We start from the raw sequence: 19,120 nt of genomic DNA, 5'->3' as shown, positions 1-19,120 counted from the left end.
AATTAATAATTAAATGGGGTCGAAAAATTAAAAATAAGGGTAATGCTTGTATCACAGTTTAAATGTGCAACAGCTTACTCCCACAACTGCTGATATCCGGGCGGAATCTCCTGTTGAGATTGAAGCAATTCCTGGCGAGTAGCTGTTACTACCTGTTGCAGATAACATTCAACCGGGGAATTAAAACTAATTTGCAGTACAGGAGTCGCAAATTTGATTTCGTAAGGTTGCTCAAAGTTTACCTCATTAAGAACCGATGTTAGCTCAGCAGAGCGAGTTCTTTTGCCACAAACAGGACAGGCAGTACATTTTGGTAAATGCTCTTTGTAATTGACACACTTTCTATTGAGACAAGTTAACTCGTAATTGCGAGTTAATAATTGATAACCAGTGACGAGTTGGCTAATTTCTCCCCAAACCAGTTCCAGAATAGCTTGAGCTGGAATTGCCTTACTATCCGTTGAATTGGTTTGAACATTTCCTTCAACTTCTGGAATGACCAACGGGATTTGTTGAGGCAAACTCAAATTCTGCTTGAGGCTGGTATCAGTGTGGCTAATCGCTACAGTAAACAGTCGAGTTTCAGGGGTGTTTTGCAAAATAGCTTTGCCATTCAAGAGCGAGCGCGAAGTATAAGTCACCAAACAGCCGTCTGAGTTTTGCGTGCGGTAAATAGCACCAGGAAATACCTCTCGATAAGCAATCTCCGCACTGAGGAGTTCAATCTCTTCTTGAGTCTCCGCATCCACCAGTTGTATCGTGCTAGAACCCGTTCCCCCTCGAAAGTTTACCTCTTTATGGGGAAAGCCCTTAGCCCATAATTTATCCCGGCTTCTGTGAAGAACACCTTGCTCAATTAAAGCCGTTGCAATTATATGAGCGCTCTTGCCAAAGTAGTGCTTGAGCTTATTGGCAGGAATGCCTGTTTCGACAGCCGCGCACATCAAATGTTTGGCAATATCTATGGGATAATTGGCATTAAAGCTCACCAATTCAGATTCGGCGGACAGCAACAATTCAGGGCGCTCGGCAAAATAGTTATCCAAAGGTGATTGTGCAATAGGAATGAAGACAATTAAACCGGAGTTTGCGCGACCAGCCCGGCCAGCCCTCTGCCTGAAAGCTTGCAAGCTTCCCGGCCATCCCCTAATAATAGCAAAATCAAGTTGAGGCAAATCAATTCCCGCTTCGAGAGCGCTAGTGCTGAGGATACACTTAACTGTTCCTGACTGCAAAGAGTTAATAATTTCCCTGCGGCGCTCGCTTGTTAAACTGCCGTAGAAAATTGCTACTTGCGACTCAATTCCCGAGTTAGTTTGAGTTACAGCTTCTTGCTTAAAAGTTGCCCACAAGTTCTTAATTGCTTGTCTGCCGTTACCGAAGCAAATTCCGCTTTGCCCTTGCTGCAACAAAAACATAATGATGCGAGCAACATCTGAATTAGCATCATGAGTCGGTTTAGTAACAATTAATTGCCGTTCTGGGACAGCAGCTCCGCTAGAGTTAATCCAAACTAACCGCTCGGGTTTATTGATATTTCGCTTTCGACTTCTACCAGATAGTAACTTCGCTAATTTAACGGGATTGCCAACGGTAGCACTCAATATCAGGAATTGCAGTTTTTGAGAACAACCCCCGCGCTCGTCTACTGCCAATTTTAAGCGGCGAATTAAGCTAGCCATGTTAGCTCCGTAAACTCCGTTAAAAGTGTGAGCTTCATCTAGGACAATATAGCGGAGGCGACTTAAAAAATGCTGCCAAGGCTGACTCCAGTGAACGCCTTTCAGCGCATAGTGAATTAACTCTGGTGTGGCGGTGATTATGCTAGGATTTGCAGCTAATAATTGTTCTCTGGTTTTGGGAGGAGTATCCCCAGTTAAAAGGGCAAGGCGCGGGCGCGCAGGCTCAGGAATCAGTTGGAGCAAATCGGCAAGTTTTTGACTTTGGTCGGCTGTTAAAGCTTTCAAACCATAAATAGAGAGTGCAGTAAATTGATGTTGGAGAATGCCCTCTAAAATAGGCAAGTACGCACTTAAAGATTTGCCAGAAGCTGTTGCTGTGCTGAGGATGACATCTTTGCCCTGGCGCACGGCTTTGAGTGTTTTAATTTGGTGCGAATAAAGCTGTTGAATGCCTTGGCTGTGCAAAGCAGAAATTATTGAAGGCGGCAAGTCTTGAGGAATTTTGTAGAGCTTAGGAGTTGTAGCAGTCGCGATTGTCTGATAAATAACCTCTTCGCCTAAAAACTCACACAAATCGGCTGTTGCAGTTGGCTGCAAGTGGCTTGCTTCTGGGAAGTTATTTTGGTGAAAATCATGTCTGGCTATTAGTTGGGAAAGAAGGTTGATATAATTGGGAGGCATTGGTCACTCTAAGAATGAATCTTTTCTCTCTTACTACCGATAGGTAGGAAAAAGAACGAGAGAAGAAATTAATAAAAAAACTGGGAGTCGGACTGATTTTGGTAGCAATTATGGGTTTGGGTTCAGGAACCAACAAAGCGGTAGACTTCCACCTCACTGCGCGATTACAACGAGCTAATTACACTTATCTGTCAGTAGTTGTTTTAAGCGTTCGGCCACTGCACCAATCAACACCTTCTTGCGTCTAGCTGGAATCCAAATAAAATGGTATCTAATAAGCGTTACTGATGTAATCTTTAGTCTGTATTTATCTTGCATATTGATTGTCGTTAAGTCGTCAACATCTACAATAACCTCGTACAATAATTTAAGGAGGTGGTGCAATTTGCTTTTAAGCTTCAAATACAAACTTAGACCTAATCAGCAGCAATCCCAAAAACTAATCCAGTGGCTCGATATGTTGAGAGCGAATTACAATTGGTGCTTGCGTGACAGGATTGATGGTTGGCATCAGCAGTTTATTTGCGGTGATTATTGCGACTTGAGGACTCAGGTAGAAATAACGCCTTTGACTTGCGGTATTACTAAAGGAACCCAACTCGCCAACCCCTGGAAGGAGGGCGGCGGTAAAGCCCAAAAAGAAGGATATAAAGATACATCTCCTAAGCGGTCAGCATCATTAATGCAAGATGCAAATCTGCAAGAGTTAAAAGAGGCAAGACCTTGGTATCAAAGTATTGATATTGGAGTATTGCAGTCAATTCCAGCCAGAGTTAATGAATCCTTTAATAAGTTTTTTAAGGGCGCAGGGTTTCCGAAGTTTAAGCGCCGTCACGATTTCAAATCGTTTAGCTACAAACCAGGAAGAATCAAGATTAAAGGTAACAAAGTTTACCTCCCTAAAATTGGGTGGCTGCGTTTCTACAACTCTCGCCTTATCCCCGAAGGATTTGAGATTAAAACCGTAACCATCAGACAGAAAGTTGATGGATGGTATATCTCGGTCAGGATAGAAAACAAAGATATACCAGGCTTCCCAGTAATTCCAGATAGTGAAATCAAAACTATCACTGGCTGCGATATGGGGTTAGGTAAATTGGTTTATCTCTCTGATGGCAGCGCCATTGATAATCCGCGATTTGCTACCCACAAGAAAGCTAAGCGTTTGATGCGAATCAGACAGCGACGGGTTAGCCGTAAGCAAAAAGGTAGTAAGAATCGCAGTAAAGCTCAACTTAGAGTGAGCAAGCTGCACAATAAAATTCAACAGCGTCGCGAATCTTACCAGTGGGATGTAGCTAATCGGATTATTAAAAGATCCGATGCAGTTGTAGTTGAAGATTTACAGATACAAAACATGATGAAGCGGTGCAAACCTGTTAAATCTGAATCTGGTAGATTTCTCCCCAACGGTCAATCGGCTAAACGTGGTTTAAATAGTTCTATCGCTGATGCGAGTTGGTATGCGTTAACTCAAAAACTTGAATATTTGGCTGTGAAGTCAGGCAAGAAGCTGTACCGAGTTAACCCAAGGCATACCAGTCAAACTTGTAGCAAGTGTAAGCATATTGATAAAGATAGCCGCAATGGTGAAAAGTTTATCTGTACCAATTGTGGGCATATTGATGATGCAAATTTGCAAGCTGCAAGGAATGTGAAAGTTAAGGCGATAGAAACCTACAAGTTGAATATTGTCAAAAAGATTAAATCGAAAATGGTACGGCGGGACTCGTCGAAACCAGTACAGTTGAATCTCTTTGAGGTTGAATTATACGAACGCTCGTCAGTTAACACGCTGCCTTTAAAAGGCAAACGGCGTGTGGGCGAGAACCCACAGGGTAAGCAATTGTCTCTTTGGGATATTTAGAGCGAAATCTCTAAAGAATCCCATCCCCTTTAGGGGTGGGAGTGTCAAAGATTATCCACTACCTCCTGTTGAGCAAATCTTGGGGTTTCTGGTTTGGATGATGCAGGAAAGATGAGCTGCTATTAAACAGAAATAGCAACCTACTGCTGCAATAAATAAAGTCAAAAATAGTTTGACAAATTCATTAGGATTTACGCACAATGTCCATATATGATGTGAATGTTGGGGCAACCCCCCGCGGTGCGCCCCAACATCGTTGCGTAAGCCCTAACTACACTTAATTAGTTCTGGACGCATAAACTCTATCTGTATGGTACACCGCCGCCCACCTTACCGATACTAATAGTGTTGCAAAGCAGTTTTTGCCTCCAAGATTGTTAATGAAAGACTGCCGAATTAACTCGGCAGCGCTTTCCTGTTATTTAAGGTGAGTGAGTTGAGTGATGCTGAGCAAAGCAGGCAACATCGAGTCAGGCTTATCTCCTGTTTTGAGAGCAATTTCTAAATCCAACAAAATGGAGAGCGATCGACTTAAGAAGTTCGCAGATACTTCCTTAACCTCCTGCTTAAGGAAATACAGCCGTTTGGGGTTACTAATTCCGCACATACTAGCAATTTCGCTATCAGAACGTTGTTGGTCGGAATTGATAGTAGCTTTTACCCACAGCCAAGTTTTAAACTGAGTTTGGAGAGTGGCAATAATTGCTAAAGAAAACTCTGCCCGAGATAGCAATTCATCAAGCACCTTAATAGCCGCCACTGCTTGACCTTTTAAAAGAGCTTCGGCAAGTTGAAAACAGTTGGCTGTGGTAGCTGGAACGAGGATTTTAGCAGCTTCTTTGGTAATGCGATCGCCCGCAGCATAAATGGCTAATTTCTCTAGTTCACTGACTCTTCTAGCAGAATCGTTGCCAATCGCTACCGCTAGATAACTGACAGCATCTCTGGCAATTGAGAGATTCATCTGTTTAGCAGTAGCAGCGATCGCACTTTCAATCAAATCAGTACGCCAAGGAGGAATGAGAGTAAACTCCTTAAGTTTACCAAACAGCAATAAATGCTTGACTACCTTGAGCCGTTTGTCGATAACAGCAGCAGTGAAGACTAAGTGCGTTGTAACAGGTAATTGGGGCAAAATTTGCAGCAATTCTAGCCCCATTTCTCCAAATTGCTTGAAATCGCAATTTTCAACGACAATAAGTTTGTTTCCTCCGCCGAAAGGAACTGAAGCAGCAGCAGAGAGGGCTGCATCCAGGGAAGAAGCATCGAAGCGGTGGATGTTGAAATCTCGCCAGAGAGGATGAGTTTGAGTCTTAAAATTTTCAACTTCTCGTTCAATTGCGTAGGTGTCATTCCCAATTAGGATGCTAATCATGCTGCTAACTCCTCCTGTTGTTTGACAGTTACAGTAACAGAGCGGCCTAAAGCTTTAGTAACGATCCGCTGCACGCATTCAAGGTGACTCTGAAACTTGTTGGCGTATTTTCTTTCTACTACTAACACACATGAATCAGCAGAAAGTTCGGCAATTTGAGCGCGGTTTAAGAGGCTACGATTGCCTGGTTTCGCTGCTGCTACTACTTGCGCCCAAGTTGTCTCAAAGTCAGGAGAATATGCCTCTATTTTTTGAGGGGTTTTATCAAATTTGTCGGGCTGATTAGATGGGAAAGTTGCCGGCAATCGCATTTCCTTGGCTACAGGTTTGCTTGACAGCATCAAGTTCAGCAGGCAAACTTCTAACCACGTAGCTGCATTGGTGCTAGTTCTCAATTGAAATTCTGATTTCTGCAATTGTGCACAAGCCGCATCAATTGTTTCAAAATCGAGATGAAGAGCGAGCGAGCGCAGTTGTGAGTAGCCTACTGGCCCTGCAATTAAATTCTGGCAGTGGCGCGTTGATTTGACAATGAGCAAATCTCTCATTGCTGCTAGCAAGCTGCTGAGAATAAGTTTAGGGGTTTTGCCGCTGTCAATGAGCGTTCTCGAAGATTGCAGTACGCTTAAGGTATCGGCAGAATGAATGGCTTTGAGAAGGGCGATCGACTCTTGCTCGCTGATGCTGCCAGATACTTCTGCAACTTGAGTTAGGGTAATCTCTGAGTTTAGCAGTGAAAGCTGAGAGAGTAATTGCAAGGCATCTCTTAACCCTCCGTCGCAGGTGCGAGCGATCGCCCGCATCGCCTCACTTGCGATCGCAATAGATTCAGCAGAGCTAATTTTGTGCAATTGTCCGACAATAGCATCAACTGACAAGGCTCGGAAGTTAAAAGTTTGGCAGCGGGAGATAATTGTCGGCAGGACTTTATGTGCTTCAGTCGTACAGAGAATAAACACCACATGAGCCGGAGGTTCTTCAAGGCATTTGAGGAGAGCATTTTGAGCGCTGGTACTGAGTTGGTGGCACTCATCTAAAATCCAGATGCGGTAAGGGCTCATCGCTGGCGCAAAGTTGCTGTGTTGTATTAATTCTCTGGCATCATCCACGCCATTATGAGAGGCAGCATCGATTTCAGTTACGTCTAAGCTTGAACAGGAGTCAATGGTTTTGCAGCTTGAACATTCTCCGCAAGGAGTGGCGGTTGGCTTTTTGTTATTCAAACAATTGAGGGATTTAGCAAGGATGCGAGCGGTTGAGGTTTTGCCTGTTCCTCTGGGCCCAGTAAACAGGTAAGCTTGAGCAATTTTGGAGGAGGTGATGGCATTGGTCAAGGTTGTTTTGATGGTGTCTTGACCCACTAATTCTTGCAGGTTTTTTGGTCGGTATTTGAGGTGCAGTGGTTGGTACATTTTGAGTGGTTAGAATACTTCTGGTAACTATTCCCCGATAGGGGAGCCGTGCCTGAAGTTAAGCTCATAGGACTTACGCATAAGCTCTATCTGTAGTGTAAAAATTATGAATTTTACCGCTACTAATAGTGTTACCAACTATTTTTTGCGTAAGTCCTGGCTCAGTTGTTGGCGCTGGCGATCTAGGTTCTGGATATCCATTAGCCTTCTTCCCTGAAACCTGCTCTATCAGCTTACTCCATTAATTACCCTTCTTCGTGCGGAATGTCGATTATTACACCCCTTACATGAGGAACTCTAAAACGAGACTATTGAAAGCTTCTGGATGTTCGACTTGCGCCCAATGCCCACACTGCTCAAAAATATGCAAAGAGGAATTAGGAATTTTTTGGACGGCAACGTAAGCATGGGCAACAAGAATAATCGCGTCCTGTTTTCCCCAAATTACCAGGGTGGGGGCTTTGATGCGATCGAGTTGCTGAACAATTGGCATAAAAACTTCAGGGCGCAGCCCCCCCCAATTCAAATTAGTTGTCAAGAGAGAGATTAAAGCTTTCCGCTGGCCGGGGAGATTAAACCGCTGAAAATTGAGTTCGATCCATTCCTCTGGAACTGAGTTCAGATTGTAAACACAGCTGTTCAATACCCATCTGACAACACTCCGATTCACGGGCATCAGTTTCGCGATTGCCGGGAAGGAAGCTAACAAGCGATCAGAAAAGTCGATTTCTCGTCCCAAGCCAAAGCTAGAAACCAATCCCAGTTTCCGAACTCGCTCTGGCGAGTGAATCGCAAATTTGAGGGCAATACTGCCGCCCATTGAGTTCCCAATTAAACTGATTTGTGGAATGTCGAATGTATCGAGAAACTCATTCAGAAACTGAAGTTGGTAATCAAGTGAGTAAGGTACGATGGGCTTGTCTGACAAACCGGTTCCCACCATATCAAAGGCAAACACGCGATGGTGTTGGGCTAGCGCTTGCATGTTATTAATCCAAACTTCAATGGAACTGCCGCCACCATGAAGCAGAACCACAGGATCTCCTCGATCACCCGCACTCCAATAACGAGTTTTGATAGAACCCACTTGGATGTATCGATCCTCTATTAATTTAATTGTGGTCATGAAGCAACTCAACCACTTCAAAGTAATAGTTCAATCTAGGATGATTATAGCACGTCTTCTCAGAATGAATTATCTAATACTTTTTTGAACGCTGATCGCGCTGAACACACTACCGCAAGGAAAAATTGCTAAACCATCTGCTGCTGAGATACAGCAAAAAAGCACGGCATGAAGGAAAAATCGAAAGTAAAAGGTTTGAGCGAGTGGAAACTGATTCCAGAGCGCAAAACTGGGGCAATTTACACCCCGCTTACTTGCGGTGTTGGGAGTTTTGAAGATGCAAAATTTTCGGCGGTTGCGAGCTTATTTAAACCAATAGAGAGAAACATTAAAACTCACTAATTTACTAGCACAAACCTTGGTTAGAGGAAAAAATAAGTAGTAAAATATATGTGGTTTTAGTAGACCATTTAGTGTTGCAAGAAACCACTTAATGCCTCCTAATTTATACAGCAATAGGCTCCAATTTGTTGCAGGAGAGGGCATCAAATTTAGATGCCACTCCCACATGCACGACTATTCTTGCGGAGCGACAATATATTCGCACTCCTTAGCCTCTGTACCCGACGCAGGCGTTCCAAACGGTGCAATCAGTAGGGGAGCGGTAGGAGTTGCCATTAACACCCGCAAATCAGAGCTGGAAATCGCTTTGACTGTATCAATCAAATAGCGGATGTCGCACTTGAGACAAAACTCACAGCCCCAGAATTTAGCATCAACTGTTTCAGTTCCTGAACTGAGAGTATTGTTGAGTGATGCTCGCACTTGTTGGGCATCTAAATCGAATTCTAAAATAGCTGTTAGGTGAGACTTGTCGCTGTGAGAAGCTAACCTCTCTAACGCTTTTAAAAAGCTCAGCCTCTCAACCACCACTTGATGGCTAAATTGATGTCGATAGGGAGCGATAATTTGGTCACAAATTGGATATTGCCCTTCTAGCAACTTCGTTGTCAACCGCCAATTATTCCACTCGAATGCGACAAAATTACTAGGTTGCTCTGGCAAACCTTCATAGTAAATCGTAACTTTGTCAGCAGAATTCAAAGAACGCTCCAATAACCGGAGTACCTTAGCAGGGACAGTAAAATTAACTATTTGACTGCTCAAAAGGTGGGAATTGCTGCTTTCGCTCAATCCTAAAACCATTGCTACCCGATGCCCATCTGTCGTCCAAACTCTCAGTTGATCGAGTCCTCTGTCTGCGTCGTGACTGAGTTGAAAATTCCCTCCTGTTAAAATGCGTTTGTTTTCCTCAGAACTTACAGCAAATAAGCTAGCTTTTAGGACAGAAATTAACACGCTAGCAGGAAGCGTTACAAGTTTCTGTTGAACGCTGGGGATAGCCGGAAATTCGTCCGCAGCTAGCCCGCGAATGGCGTGCTTGCTCCTTGACGCACTCAGAGTGGCACTGACTGATGGAACGCCGCTTCCTTTAATAATTTCACAAGAACTCTTTAAGGTGAGGCTGCCGTTAGGAAATTTTCCCAGAATGTCAGCAAGTATAGGTGCGGGGAGGGTAAGCTTTCCAGATTGATTGACATTCGCACCAAAGCTCACTTGCATTCCAAATTCTAAGTTGTAAGCAGTCAGATGCAAATGTTGAGTTTCTGCATCAGCTTCAATCAAAATATTGGACAAAATGGGATGGCTGCTATTGCTGGGAATGATGCCTTTCAGGGCTTGTATATAATCGTTGAATTCTCTTGAATTGCAGGCAACTTCAATAGCTGATGGGAGAGGAGAAGGGGAAGGCAATATTGCCTCATTTGAGAATGTTTCTAGAGAAGAAGAATCGACTGCTGGAAGTTCTGCAAAACTCGTGCAAGTTTGCAAGGCTTCTACTTTTTGTGGAGAGATTGTTAAGGGTTCGCAAACCGAGTCAGTTTCAGTTGTTGGTTTGACTGATTTCTTCACAGTTTTGGCAGAATTACGTGCTGTGGCAGTCGAGCGTTTTTTCTTAACTGTTATCTCCAAATTTTCCTCTTGAGGCGGTGTTCCTGTTAGTCGAGATTTTGCCATAATTAGCCTGGTGTCAGGGGTGCGATTGGCCGCTGCGGTAGCAGCACTTATTCAGGTTGTTGAGAAAGAGGAGTGGGAAGGGGAAGGGGAAGGAGAAGGAGAAAGAGAAGGAGAAGGGGAAGGAGAAGGGGAAGGAACCCACGCTTAAAAGCATAGGATTGAAGGGTAGACATTTTGTATCTAACTCGGTGGGTATCGATACAATTATTAATTTTTTTAGCGTTGCTATCAACCCAAAACTAAAGTTTTTTTCTCCATTTTTACCTTCTGCTTCGCCTTGCCTTTCCGTTTCCCTTTCTTCTTATTTTATAAATATAGCAATCCTAAGTGATTTTCTAGATATGTAAAATCTGAAAGTCTTGCTATACAACAAGTCTAAGAAGACAAGAGGGCGTTGTGTTGTGAGACTCAGATCGGATTGCTATAGGACTTACGCACAGACTCTACTTGTAGGGTGCTGAGGGCACACGTTACTACTACAGATAGTGTGAAAATTGACTTATGCAGCGTAAGTCCCGATGGAGAAGCTTTCTGAAAGTTGAGCGTTAGTGACTGTTTTTTAGAAAGGTATGGACCTGTTAGTTGAGGACTTTACCTGTTAGTTGAGGACTTTACCTGTTATAGCAACAGCCAAGACGGTTAGCACCTTCTTAATCGCTGAAACCATTGCTCTTACTGCTTCTTCCTTCTTCCTTCTTCCTTCTGCTATAGTTGAGGACTTTACCTCTTGGTTGAAAAGTTTACCTCTTGGTTGAGAAGTTTATTGTTTGAGTACAAGTCATTGGGGGCAACAAATAATATTCGATATCGGCAGCGGCTTGCACCGACATAATAAAGTCGATGGTACTCTTTAAGTTTCTGTTGCCTGCTCAAATCTTGACCGATTAACAATCTGCTGAAAAGGTCGCTTCCGTCAACACCAACTTCATCAAAAGTGCTGCCTTGCGAATTGTGAATAGTCAGAGCAAAGCAATTGTTAATTTCAGCAAACAAGTCATCTTTGAACCAGTAATATTTCCTCCAAAGAAATCCATTGCGTTTAGCACTCTTGAGCTTTTCTTTAAGTTCAGCCTGGTAGCGCTTATTTTCGGACTCGTGCAGGACAAAGATTTGCCGAAATAAACCGTCATCAGTCACAATTTTTAGCAGCCAAACTCGATAGCCTCCGTGCTGGTTAATCTCAACTTCCTTGACGGTAAATTCCGTTGAAGTCGGCAAAATTACGGTTTTGCCGTCAGGTGCCATGACGGGTTTTTTGGTAATTAGCCTTTCTCCCGGTACAAATTGGGGTGCAGCTTGACCGTAGACTTGTTCTCTGATAAGCTGATTGTAGTATCTGACTCGTTTGTTAGTCCAGCACAGAATTCTGAAACGATCGGGATTTTGACTAAATTCTAGATCGATCGTTTTGACAGCATATTGCAGCAGCGTTTCTGATTTGACTTTGAATGCACCGTTTGACTTGTCTCCTTTTTTGTATTTAGAGTGTGGCAAAAATATGTCTGCTTTGCTATTGACAAAAGAGCGGCATTCTGTTATGAAATCGAGCACAGGGCTTTCCCCTGCTTGCCTGACAACTTTGGTCAGTACAGCTTTATTGGTAATGCTGAAAGCAGGCGACTTTTTTTCTCCTACAGGATTGAGCTGAGCGGGGTCGCCCATTAAAATTAGCTTGCGGTGATTGAAGAATGTGCGTTCAAAATTGCGTTCTATCCATTTCCACAATTCGCTTCCAACCATCGAACATTCGTCGAGGAAGATGATATCGTAGAGGTGAAGGCTGCTGGAACTTGTCTGTGACAAGGCTTTTTCTTGTTCTTTTCTGACCATGCCTAATCCTAAAAGCTGGTGTATTGTCATAAAATCAACTCCGAAAATGCCTTGAGACGCTGCCATTTTTCTGAGAATGCCGACTGCTTTGTTAGTAGGTGCTGTGAGGGCAATGCGTTTGCTTTGACTCAAGAGTTCTTGGATAATTTGGAAGACTATTGTGGATTTTCCAGTTCCTGCGTAGCCGCACAGCAAGAAGAATGACTCGGTAGTGGTTAGAAAGGTTCTCAATTTGTCAAGGGATTGCTGCTGTTGCGGTTTGAGTGTGAAGGGAAATTGTGTAAGTTTCTGGGGTTGTTCTAGTAAGGCTTGAATCATTAGTTAGTGTCGATTACTAATTTTATCAACCTCTGATTAAGCGTTAGCTTGACGGGGAAGTCTTTCAAGAGTAGGTTTTTTAGATTCCGGGCAAGGAAGAGAGGGAGAGAGGGAGAGGGGGAGAGAGGGAGAAAGGGAGAGATCCATTCGCGAAAAAGCCCGGATTTCGACTTGTTATGCCTTTAAAACTTGCCTCTTGCTTGCCCTCAATTTCTGAATTGTAAAAAACCTACCCTTGAGAGGAGTGGGGAGTGGGGGAATGCGACGCTTATTAAGTAGTCCGATAATCGCTTTTAATCACTTTTAATGGTTATAAATTAGGGAATAATTTCACTGACTTTCTCCTAAATCCTGGCTAACTTAATTAGGACTTACGCAACAATTTTAGGGATGCGGGCGGCGATTCACTGGCAGGATAGCTCCGCTTCACACGGGGGATTGCGCCTACCAAACACCATATATTGAGGCTGTGCGTAAGTCTTGTTAATAAAAATAGTAGTACAAATGGCAAATTTTTCAGCTATTTGTTTCAGCAAAAAAAGACAGCGTTCATTCCCTAATCTCTACTTGGCAATCGCCACTTACCTCTGGGAGGGCATCCTTTCCAAGTCAAGTTGAGCAACTTTTCCCAGAGCTTCTAAACGCTTGTTTAATGTTTTATGGCGGGGACATTCTACAGCATACTCGTATTTAGAACCTGTAGGTTGAAGTTCAGAAATTTGGCAATCAATTAAGTTGCTCAGGTGGCCGACTAGCTTTTTGACAGGTATTAGCCACGCTTTAGCTAGTGCTTTAGTACGGAACCCAATCCAAGCTGTAAAATAGGAGCCGTCTTCGCTAATTTGATAAGCCACATTGGGCGATAATTTAACCAGGGGTTCGATGCGGGCAATACCCAAACCTTTGAGTTCTGTCAAGCTGTAACTTAGGAGTTCTCCGCTGTTCCACTGGATTTGAAATGGACGTGGATTTTCAACGTTCAAGGTAATAACTGTCCCCATGCGTTGAACTCCTTCTCGGTGCTGTAAAATGCAATCTCCCTCTCTAAATCCGTAGAAGCCTTGTTTTTTTGTTAGGTTTTCTAACTGCTGCTTCCAGGCTTCTTCCCAAGCTATGTTAAAGTCGAGAAGTTCGTAATTTTCTTCGCTCAATTGTCGAGCCAGTTTTTCTTTTAACTGCTGGTTGTGGATTGGCATAGCGAATTCTAAAAAGTAGTCGGGTACTTCAAGAGCTAAATGCGTCTTAACTCTGATTCTGAGTTCATTGACAGACAAACAGCGGGCGTCTTTTAATTGCTGGGGTGCAGGAATATCTATAGTACAACTTGTCGGGTAGCCTGGAAACAAGTTGATGGGAAAGAGATAAGATTGGTCGAGAGTAGAGATGAGAATGTGGTGTTCGCTCAGCGATTCTACTTTGAAACGAGTTGCGTTACTAAATTGTATCTGTTCGGAATTAGCGAGTACGATTGTTGTGCAAGCTGGAAGTTCTCCAGCAGTATTTTGAGGGATAAACTGAGGCACGATGGAGATTTTAAGGGCGCGGATTTCATCAAGGCTATAAGTCCAAGAAAATGCATTTTCGCCAGAACTTGCGTCCCAAGTAATTGTCACAGGTTTTTCAGTTTGATTGAGAGAAGTAACAGTACCGTATTGGTTACCAGTTTTAACGATATCATTTAACCTGAAGGGATGTTCTTCAGCAGGTGCGGGAATGAGGAAAGGAAAAATTACTGCAACTACTTCTTTGGCTTGAGGGAAGTGCTGGCTAGCTGATTCAGGAAAAGTCTTGTGGGGGTTTATAATAGACTTGTTAGCGTTCATAACAGCAAGAAGTTGGTTATCCCTCAACTTCTCCCGCTAGGGAATAGCTTTTAATTAATTTAGAGATTTGCTCAACCAATGGTTCTTGCTCCAATTGCCGGAAATGACTTAGCTGTTGTTAGAGGGGAGACTCTGTTGCAATCGCCAACTATACTGGTATCAGCCAGATTAACGCTCGCACAGCTATCAACATGAGGATTATTACTCATATAGTTAGAGAAATCGATACAAAATGCGATGGCTCCTTTGCGTCAATTAAAAGTCTAATAACAAGCTCTAGTTAGTACACTTTAATAACCCCGGTTTTGACAATCTATTACTCCAGTTAACAGCCTTCAGTCGATAAAAAATTACCCCAGCTATCAGTAGGAGCTGTAGCTGGGGTAATTCGCCCGAAAGCGGATATATTAATCTAACGCAGGTATCTCGATTAATTCGATTTCAAACAGAGCTGCGTCGTTATTCTTTAGGCAAAGTAGGCTTTGGTGGGATGTCAAAAACAATCACAAATGTGAATTCTTTGACAAACCGCTGCAAAACCCGAAAATGATCGTCTGCATCCCTCCTCCTGCGAAATCGTGCCACAACAATACGCTGACAATTAGGAAGCAGCTTAATGATGCACCACGGATGCAATCTCTCAAAATAAGTCATTTTAACCTCACCAGCGACAGTAACAGGTTGCGTTCTTTTTTCCTTGCTTGCCATTACGCTAGTTGAGAGAATATTCTTCAAGACAGGTCACGCTGACCTTGACAATTAATTAGGTTTGTGCTTTCACCTGCTCAAATTCTCTTCTAACGCACCTTCTTATCTTCGGAATGCGGACACAGCAAGTTCGCCAGTACGTCGGGAATCTCCTCAAAGTGTTCCAGCAGAAAATCCATTACTGCCAAATGGCGCAAATCAACAGCAGTAGGAAATCTTCGATTTTTTCCCCGCTTAAACCAACCCTGTACCGTCGAATCAGAGCGGGAACAAATGGAGGCAATTTGCTCGTAACTTACCCCCCACTTGACATAAAACTGTTTCGGCGTCATTCCCAATTGGCATTGGCTGTAAATGGCAATCAAATTGCGTTCTCTATCTGTCAAAGTATGCGGCTTTTTCATAAAAACAATACGGGAAGCGGGAAACTCAGCGGCTTTAGCCCGCTCGTGGAAAGCGACGCGGGGATTTCAACCCCCGTGTCTTTCTTGATTTACAGAGCGATGTGAATCTTCTGTGTATCTCTTAACAGCTTCACTACTAATATTGCCTGCGGTACTAACAAAATAGCCGCTCGTCCACAAAGACGGCAACTTTTTTAATTCTGGAAAGTTTGACGTGGTTATGGGCTTGATATTCTGGAAGAGGTAACATAAAGTTTTGTTGTTGTGGCTTGACTCGTCCACTATACTGACCTAAACTAAACAAATCCACTAATTTTCAGGAAAAAGAGGTGGCTAAATTTAAAAAAACAATGGGAGTGCAGCAAGTATTACTGTCTCCCACCAAAGAAGTTGAGGCAGTATTGCACTATCTTTGTCGGCAATCTGGAAAGCTCTACAATAGCGCTGTCTATTTTGCTCGACAAACATTTTTCAAAACTGGAAAGTTGCTGACAGGGAAGTTCGATTTATCCTTTGAACCGTCAATCGCAAAGTCGATGGTTGCGAAGTCGTTGCCTTCAACACCCATGCAGCAAACTTTGATGTCGGTCACGGAAGCGTTTAAGAGCTTCAAAGAGCTAAAAGCCTTATACAATGAAGGTCAATTGCATTTTAGACCTAAACCTCCGGGGTATTTAAAAGGCTCGAAGTTGTTCAAAGTTGCTTACCCAAATTCTGGAGGATTAAAGCCAGCACTTGTCGGCAACCAGTTAAGATTTTCTTTGGGTTTGACAGTTAGGCGCTGGTTTGGAATTTCTGAATTCTTTCTGCCCATGCCGTCAAATATTGACTATTCAAAGGTTAAAGAATTTACAATCCTTCCTAAGAATGGTGCTTTCTACTTGGAAATGTCTTACGAAGTAGAATTGCAGCAGCCCGATTTCGATCGCAGCCAAGCTTTATCAATCGATTTGGGAACTGCTGACAATTTAGCAGCTTGCGTTGATACGCTCGGAAATTCCTTCTTGATTGATGCTCGCGCCATGAAAGCGATGAATCAGCTTTGGAACAAGAAAGTAGCAACTAGAAAGGAAGGAAAGCCTGCCGGTTACTGGGATAGTTGGCTAGACCGCGTAACCCGCAAGCGCAATCACCAGATGCGCGATGGCATCAATAAAGCTGCGAAGCTAATTGTTGACCATTGTTTGAAACACGGTATCGGCAATCTGGTAATTGGATGGAACCAAGGCTTTAAGTCTAATAATGTCGATATGGGTAAACTGAACAATCAAAAATTTGTTCAAATGCCACTAGGAAAGTTGAAAGATCGCTTGAGCCAACTGTGCAACTTGCACGGCATTAAGTTCACCGAAACAGAAGAAGCATATACGTCCAAAAGTAGTTTTCTTGATGGAGACTCCCTACCCAGGTACGGTGAAAAACCGCCTGAGTGGAAAGCATCTCGAAAACGAATTAAACGTGGACTGTATCGCTCTGCTGATGGAACTGTAATCAATGCAGACCTAAATGGGTCGGCTAATATTCTTAGAAAAGTAGCCAGTAAGTTAGGTGTAAAACTTAACCGACTGGGTAGACGGTGTTTGGCCACCGTAGCGAGAATCAGACTTTAGTAATAACTAAAGCTATTCTGTCAGCAGAATCTCAGTGGCTTCAGCCCGCTTGAGTGTCAACCTCATACCTCTCTAAATCTTCTTCCCACGCCGTGTCAAATTGACACCAAGCTGTACTCTTGGAATTAGGAGCCAGCCAAATTACGTAGCACCACATCCAACAGCAACGGCGCTGTTCGTAGTTGTAAAATTTGCCAATAACTATTCCCCAGTCACCTTCTTCACCAACATCAGTCCAGCGCACCATCTCGCCACACTCAAAGCGCGGGGGATGAATTTGGGCAAAATTTGCAGGCAACTCAGTTGAAGGTGGTATATCCTTCAACTGTTTTAGTGGCAGGCCCGAAATCAAATCTCGCTTTCCTTTTGAGATTGACATGAGTTCTCAACTGTGCATCGACTGCAACAGATTTGTTTTGATAGGTTTTTAGGCCAATTTCTTGATAAAGAAATTGCAGCGCGATATTTCCTTAAATCAATCAATTGGAATCTATATTTGACCAACTATTCTCAAAGCCCTACTCTGGCTAGGCTATCAGTTTTTTGAGATACCGCCCAATCGCGTTGATGTCAAGTCCGGTTGCAGCAGACTGGTATAGTAAAGGTGTAGTTGCTTTCGTCAGCGAGGTGCGACGATCGACAAACGTCTCCAAATCGAACCACACCGGGAAGTAGAAGAACTATTAGAGAATATTGATGACTTGTTCTTCAGAATATAACCAGCCAGCAAAAAAGGTTGCAGGTAGAATCAAACAATAGTATAATTAGATTAGTTACTAATAATTTTCTTGGTGGCGCGGTGTTATGAACGCCCAAAAACCTGTTACCTTCAGAGACCTCATCGACGCGATCGCTACCTTGCCGCTTATCAACTTTCCTGAGAATTCGAGTCAGTTGAATAGCAATAAGCGGGAAGTGAGTTGCAACAAGCGCCTCCGATTGTCCAGAAAAAGATTGAGCCAGATTTTGTTTGCCATCAAAGAATAGAAGCCAGCTAGCCTACTTGACGTAAAGCGCTCTTTCCTGGGTTATTGTCAAAATCCCTTTTATTCCTAAATAAAAAATAGCCCAAAGGAAGTGGAATGGATTTTGGGGCCGGATTGTGGAAGTTGGAGCGACTTTGAAAGTCGATATGGGTTCAGAGGTGGTGTCGCTCTTTCACTCGGATGTGGTGGCGATATTGAACCCAACGCCGAGTTTTTGCTCATCGGGCTGAGCGAATTCTTAGGCTGCAAAGCTTTGGCACGGTGTACGAGTTTGGGAAAATCGTCTTGAACAGGATGCAGAGAAAAGTGGTTTGGGATGCAGCAGCGCTAGCTTATCTGGATGCTGTAGAACAGGTGGAATTGGCGCGGCGGGCGATCGAGCAGGCTTTATAATGAGGCTCTCGTTTACTGGCACTAAATTCGTAATTAGCGATCGAGTTCTTTAATTCTGAATTATTTAACCATTAGCTTGTACCTTTAATTACGAATTATTCAGTCACCCCTCGTTCGGACGATCGCACAACTGGAAATTGTTTGTGCTGTGCGATCGCCCCTAGCGTCTTATCCTCTATGCAACAGACGGCAACTTTTCAACTTCTTTGCCCAAAAACCGTTGGTTGACGATTTCTCTGTAAGCCTCTAAATCAGGCTGCCAATTCTCTAGAAGCTGGTACAAGTGCTGCAGTTTGTCGCCTTCTAATTCTCCTGCAACCTCGTACTGGAAGCTACCAGAGAACAATACTGCGGGAGTTGGGTCAGCATCTTGCAGTTGCAATAAAGCTTCGGCAACGCTTAAGTTGAGTTCTCCTCGTCCTAGAGAATAAACTAAATTGACAGCAGCTTTTACCGGAGCTTTCCCAACATCAAACCATGTGCCTTTCGAGAGTAAAGTGGAGGTAATGTACTCCGAGGCTGCATTTTCATCTCCCCCTTCAAAGGTGACGAAGCTTCTGGGATTGATGCTTAAAGTTTGGTAGTCTGTGCGGGGTAAAGCTTCAACGTACTTGCGGATGATGGCGGGAATTTTGGTGTCTTCTGTTGACTTTGCACTCAGGGATTCGATGAAGGTGATGGCGTTCGATTGAGCGACGATATTGATGCCGTTGGTGAAGGCGACTTGAGAGATTTGGGGACTGAAAATGGGGGGGCGAGCGACTTCCCAATCGGATGGAACGATGCCACTGTATTTGAGGAAGTCTGAGTTGAGGAGGGTTGGGGAGTGGTTTTTGGCTGTTAGGGTTAAGGCTAGTTCTTGGATGGTTAGTGTGGGTATCATGAC

Annotated in this window: 18 protein-coding genes and 1 pseudogene; 6 read left to right on the top strand and 13 right to left on the bottom strand. The window is 43.5% G+C overall.

What is annotated here, in order from left to right:
- Positions 1 to 74: 74 nt before the first annotated feature.
- Positions 75 to 2,363 (bottom strand): DEAD/DEAH box helicase, encoded by a 2,289-nt coding sequence (locus QUB51_RS25620; protein WP_333263789.1) that lies wholly within the window; start codon positions 2,361 to 2,363, stop codon positions 75 to 77.
- Between the two features lie 174 nt (positions 2,364 to 2,537).
- Positions 2,538 to 2,681 (bottom strand): transposase, encoded by a 144-nt coding sequence (locus QUB51_RS30480; protein ID WP_445243051.1) that lies wholly within the window; start codon positions 2,679 to 2,681, stop codon positions 2,538 to 2,540.
- A 67-nt stretch (positions 2,682 to 2,748) separates the two neighbouring features.
- Here QUB51_RS30480 and QUB51_RS25615 point away from each other — a divergent pair, with 67 nt between their 5' ends.
- Complete coding sequence (locus QUB51_RS25615; protein ID WP_333058552.1) at positions 2,749 to 4,230, top strand: transposase; 1,482 nt, start codon at positions 2,749 to 2,751, stop codon at positions 4,228 to 4,230.
- A gap of 418 nt (positions 4,231 to 4,648) precedes the next feature.
- On the opposite strand, the gene holA is transcribed toward QUB51_RS25615, so the two are convergent.
- The 3 genes from holA to QUB51_RS25600 all read right to left on the bottom strand — a co-directional run bounded on the left by holA (position 4,649) and on the right by QUB51_RS25600 (position 8,143).
- Positions 4,649 to 5,605 carry a DNA polymerase III subunit delta gene (gene holA, locus QUB51_RS25610; protein ID WP_333263786.1) on the bottom strand — a complete coding sequence of 319 codons (957 nt, stop codon included), beginning with the start codon at positions 5,603 to 5,605 and terminating at the stop codon, positions 4,649 to 4,651.
- A complete protein-coding gene (gene dnaX / locus QUB51_RS25605; RefSeq protein ID WP_333058554.1) occupies positions 5,602 to 7,017 on the bottom strand; it encodes a DNA polymerase III subunit gamma/tau in 1,416 nt (471 codons plus the stop codon). The genes holA and dnaX overlap by 4 nt, the downstream gene beginning before the upstream one ends.
- Before the next feature lie 283 nt (positions 7,018 to 7,300).
- Positions 7,301 to 8,143: an alpha/beta fold hydrolase gene (locus QUB51_RS25600; protein WP_333263782.1), complete on the bottom strand. Its 843-nt coding sequence runs from the start codon at positions 8,141 to 8,143 to the stop codon at positions 7,301 to 7,303.
- Between the two features lie 168 nt (positions 8,144 to 8,311).
- On the opposite strand from QUB51_RS25600, the gene QUB51_RS25595 reads away from it, so the two are divergent.
- Positions 8,312 to 8,485, top strand: coding sequence for a hypothetical protein (locus QUB51_RS25595; RefSeq protein WP_333058593.1), 174 nt, complete (start codon positions 8,312 to 8,314; stop codon positions 8,483 to 8,485).
- A 174-nt stretch (positions 8,486 to 8,659) separates the two neighbouring features.
- Here the strand turns inward: QUB51_RS25595 and dnaN are convergent, their stop codons facing one another.
- The gene (gene dnaN / locus QUB51_RS25590) at positions 8,660 to 10,162 is read right to left on the bottom strand and encodes a DNA polymerase III subunit beta (RefSeq protein ID WP_333263778.1); all 1,503 of its coding nucleotides are present in this window, start codon (positions 10,160 to 10,162) and stop codon (positions 8,660 to 8,662) included.
- 10 nt (positions 10,163 to 10,172) lie between these two features.
- On the opposite strand from dnaN, the gene QUB51_RS25585 reads away from it, so the two are divergent.
- The gene (locus QUB51_RS25585; protein ID WP_333240807.1) at positions 10,173 to 10,310 is read left to right on the top strand and encodes a hypothetical protein; all 138 of its coding nucleotides are present in this window, start codon (positions 10,173 to 10,175) and stop codon (positions 10,308 to 10,310) included.
- Positions 10,311 to 10,882: 572 nt separating this feature from the next.
- Here QUB51_RS25585 and QUB51_RS25580 read toward each other — a convergent pair.
- The 5 genes and pseudogenes from QUB51_RS25580 to QUB51_RS25560 all read right to left on the bottom strand — a co-directional run.
- A complete protein-coding gene (locus QUB51_RS25580) occupies positions 10,883 to 12,310 on the bottom strand; it encodes an AAA family ATPase (protein WP_333263775.1) in 1,428 nt (475 codons plus the stop codon).
- Between the two features lie 581 nt (positions 12,311 to 12,891).
- The gene (locus QUB51_RS25575; protein WP_333058587.1) at positions 12,892 to 14,133 is read right to left on the bottom strand and encodes a hypothetical protein; all 1,242 of its coding nucleotides are present in this window, start codon (positions 14,131 to 14,133) and stop codon (positions 12,892 to 12,894) included.
- A gap of 459 nt (positions 14,134 to 14,592) precedes the next feature.
- Positions 14,593 to 14,841, bottom strand: a complete 249-nt coding sequence (locus QUB51_RS25570; RefSeq protein ID WP_333180743.1) for a hypothetical protein — start codon at positions 14,839 to 14,841, stop codon at positions 14,593 to 14,595.
- A gap of 89 nt (positions 14,842 to 14,930) precedes the next feature.
- The gene (locus tag QUB51_RS25565; RefSeq protein ID WP_333058391.1) at positions 14,931 to 15,245 is read right to left on the bottom strand and encodes a helix-turn-helix domain-containing protein; all 315 of its coding nucleotides are present in this window, start codon (positions 15,243 to 15,245) and stop codon (positions 14,931 to 14,933) included.
- A gap of 66 nt (positions 15,246 to 15,311) precedes the next feature.
- Positions 15,312 to 15,452 (bottom strand): annotated as a pseudogene (locus QUB51_RS25560) (transposase); the annotation flags it as partial.
- Between the two features lie 122 nt (positions 15,453 to 15,574).
- On the opposite strand from QUB51_RS25560, the gene QUB51_RS25555 reads away from it, so the two are divergent.
- Positions 15,575 to 16,855, top strand: coding sequence for a transposase (locus QUB51_RS25555; protein ID WP_333058390.1), 1,281 nt, complete (start codon positions 15,575 to 15,577; stop codon positions 16,853 to 16,855).
- A 40-nt stretch (positions 16,856 to 16,895) separates the two neighbouring features.
- Here QUB51_RS25555 and QUB51_RS25550 read toward each other — a convergent pair whose 3' ends face one another.
- On the bottom strand, positions 16,896 to 17,234 hold the full coding sequence (locus tag QUB51_RS25550; protein WP_333058389.1) for a hypothetical protein: 339 nt from the start codon (positions 17,232 to 17,234) through the stop codon (positions 16,896 to 16,898).
- Positions 17,235 to 17,659: 425 nt separating this feature from the next.
- Here QUB51_RS25550 and QUB51_RS25545 point away from each other — a divergent pair, with 425 nt between their 5' ends.
- Positions 17,660 to 17,842 carry a hypothetical protein gene (locus QUB51_RS25545; RefSeq protein WP_333058388.1) on the top strand — a complete coding sequence of 61 codons (183 nt, stop codon included), beginning with the start codon at positions 17,660 to 17,662 and terminating at the stop codon, positions 17,840 to 17,842.
- A gap of 90 nt (positions 17,843 to 17,932) precedes the next feature.
- Positions 17,933 to 18,130 carry a hypothetical protein gene (locus QUB51_RS25540; RefSeq protein WP_333058387.1) on the top strand — a complete coding sequence of 66 codons (198 nt, stop codon included), beginning with the start codon at positions 17,933 to 17,935 and terminating at the stop codon, positions 18,128 to 18,130.
- 279 nt (positions 18,131 to 18,409) lie between these two features.
- On the opposite strand, the gene QUB51_RS25535 is transcribed toward QUB51_RS25540, so the two are convergent.
- On the bottom strand, positions 18,410 to 19,117 hold the full coding sequence (locus tag QUB51_RS25535; RefSeq protein ID WP_333058386.1) for a hypothetical protein: 708 nt from the start codon (positions 19,115 to 19,117) through the stop codon (positions 18,410 to 18,412).
- Between the last annotated feature and the right edge of the window lie 3 nt (positions 19,118 to 19,120).

Source organism: Microcoleus sp. AT8-A3 (assembly GCF_036705675.1).
GTDB lineage: Bacteria > Cyanobacteriota > Cyanobacteriia > Cyanobacteriales > Microcoleaceae > Microcoleus.
The sequence above is the reverse complement of the archived record's forward strand: the minus strand, read 5'-3'. Positions and strand labels throughout refer to the sequence as shown.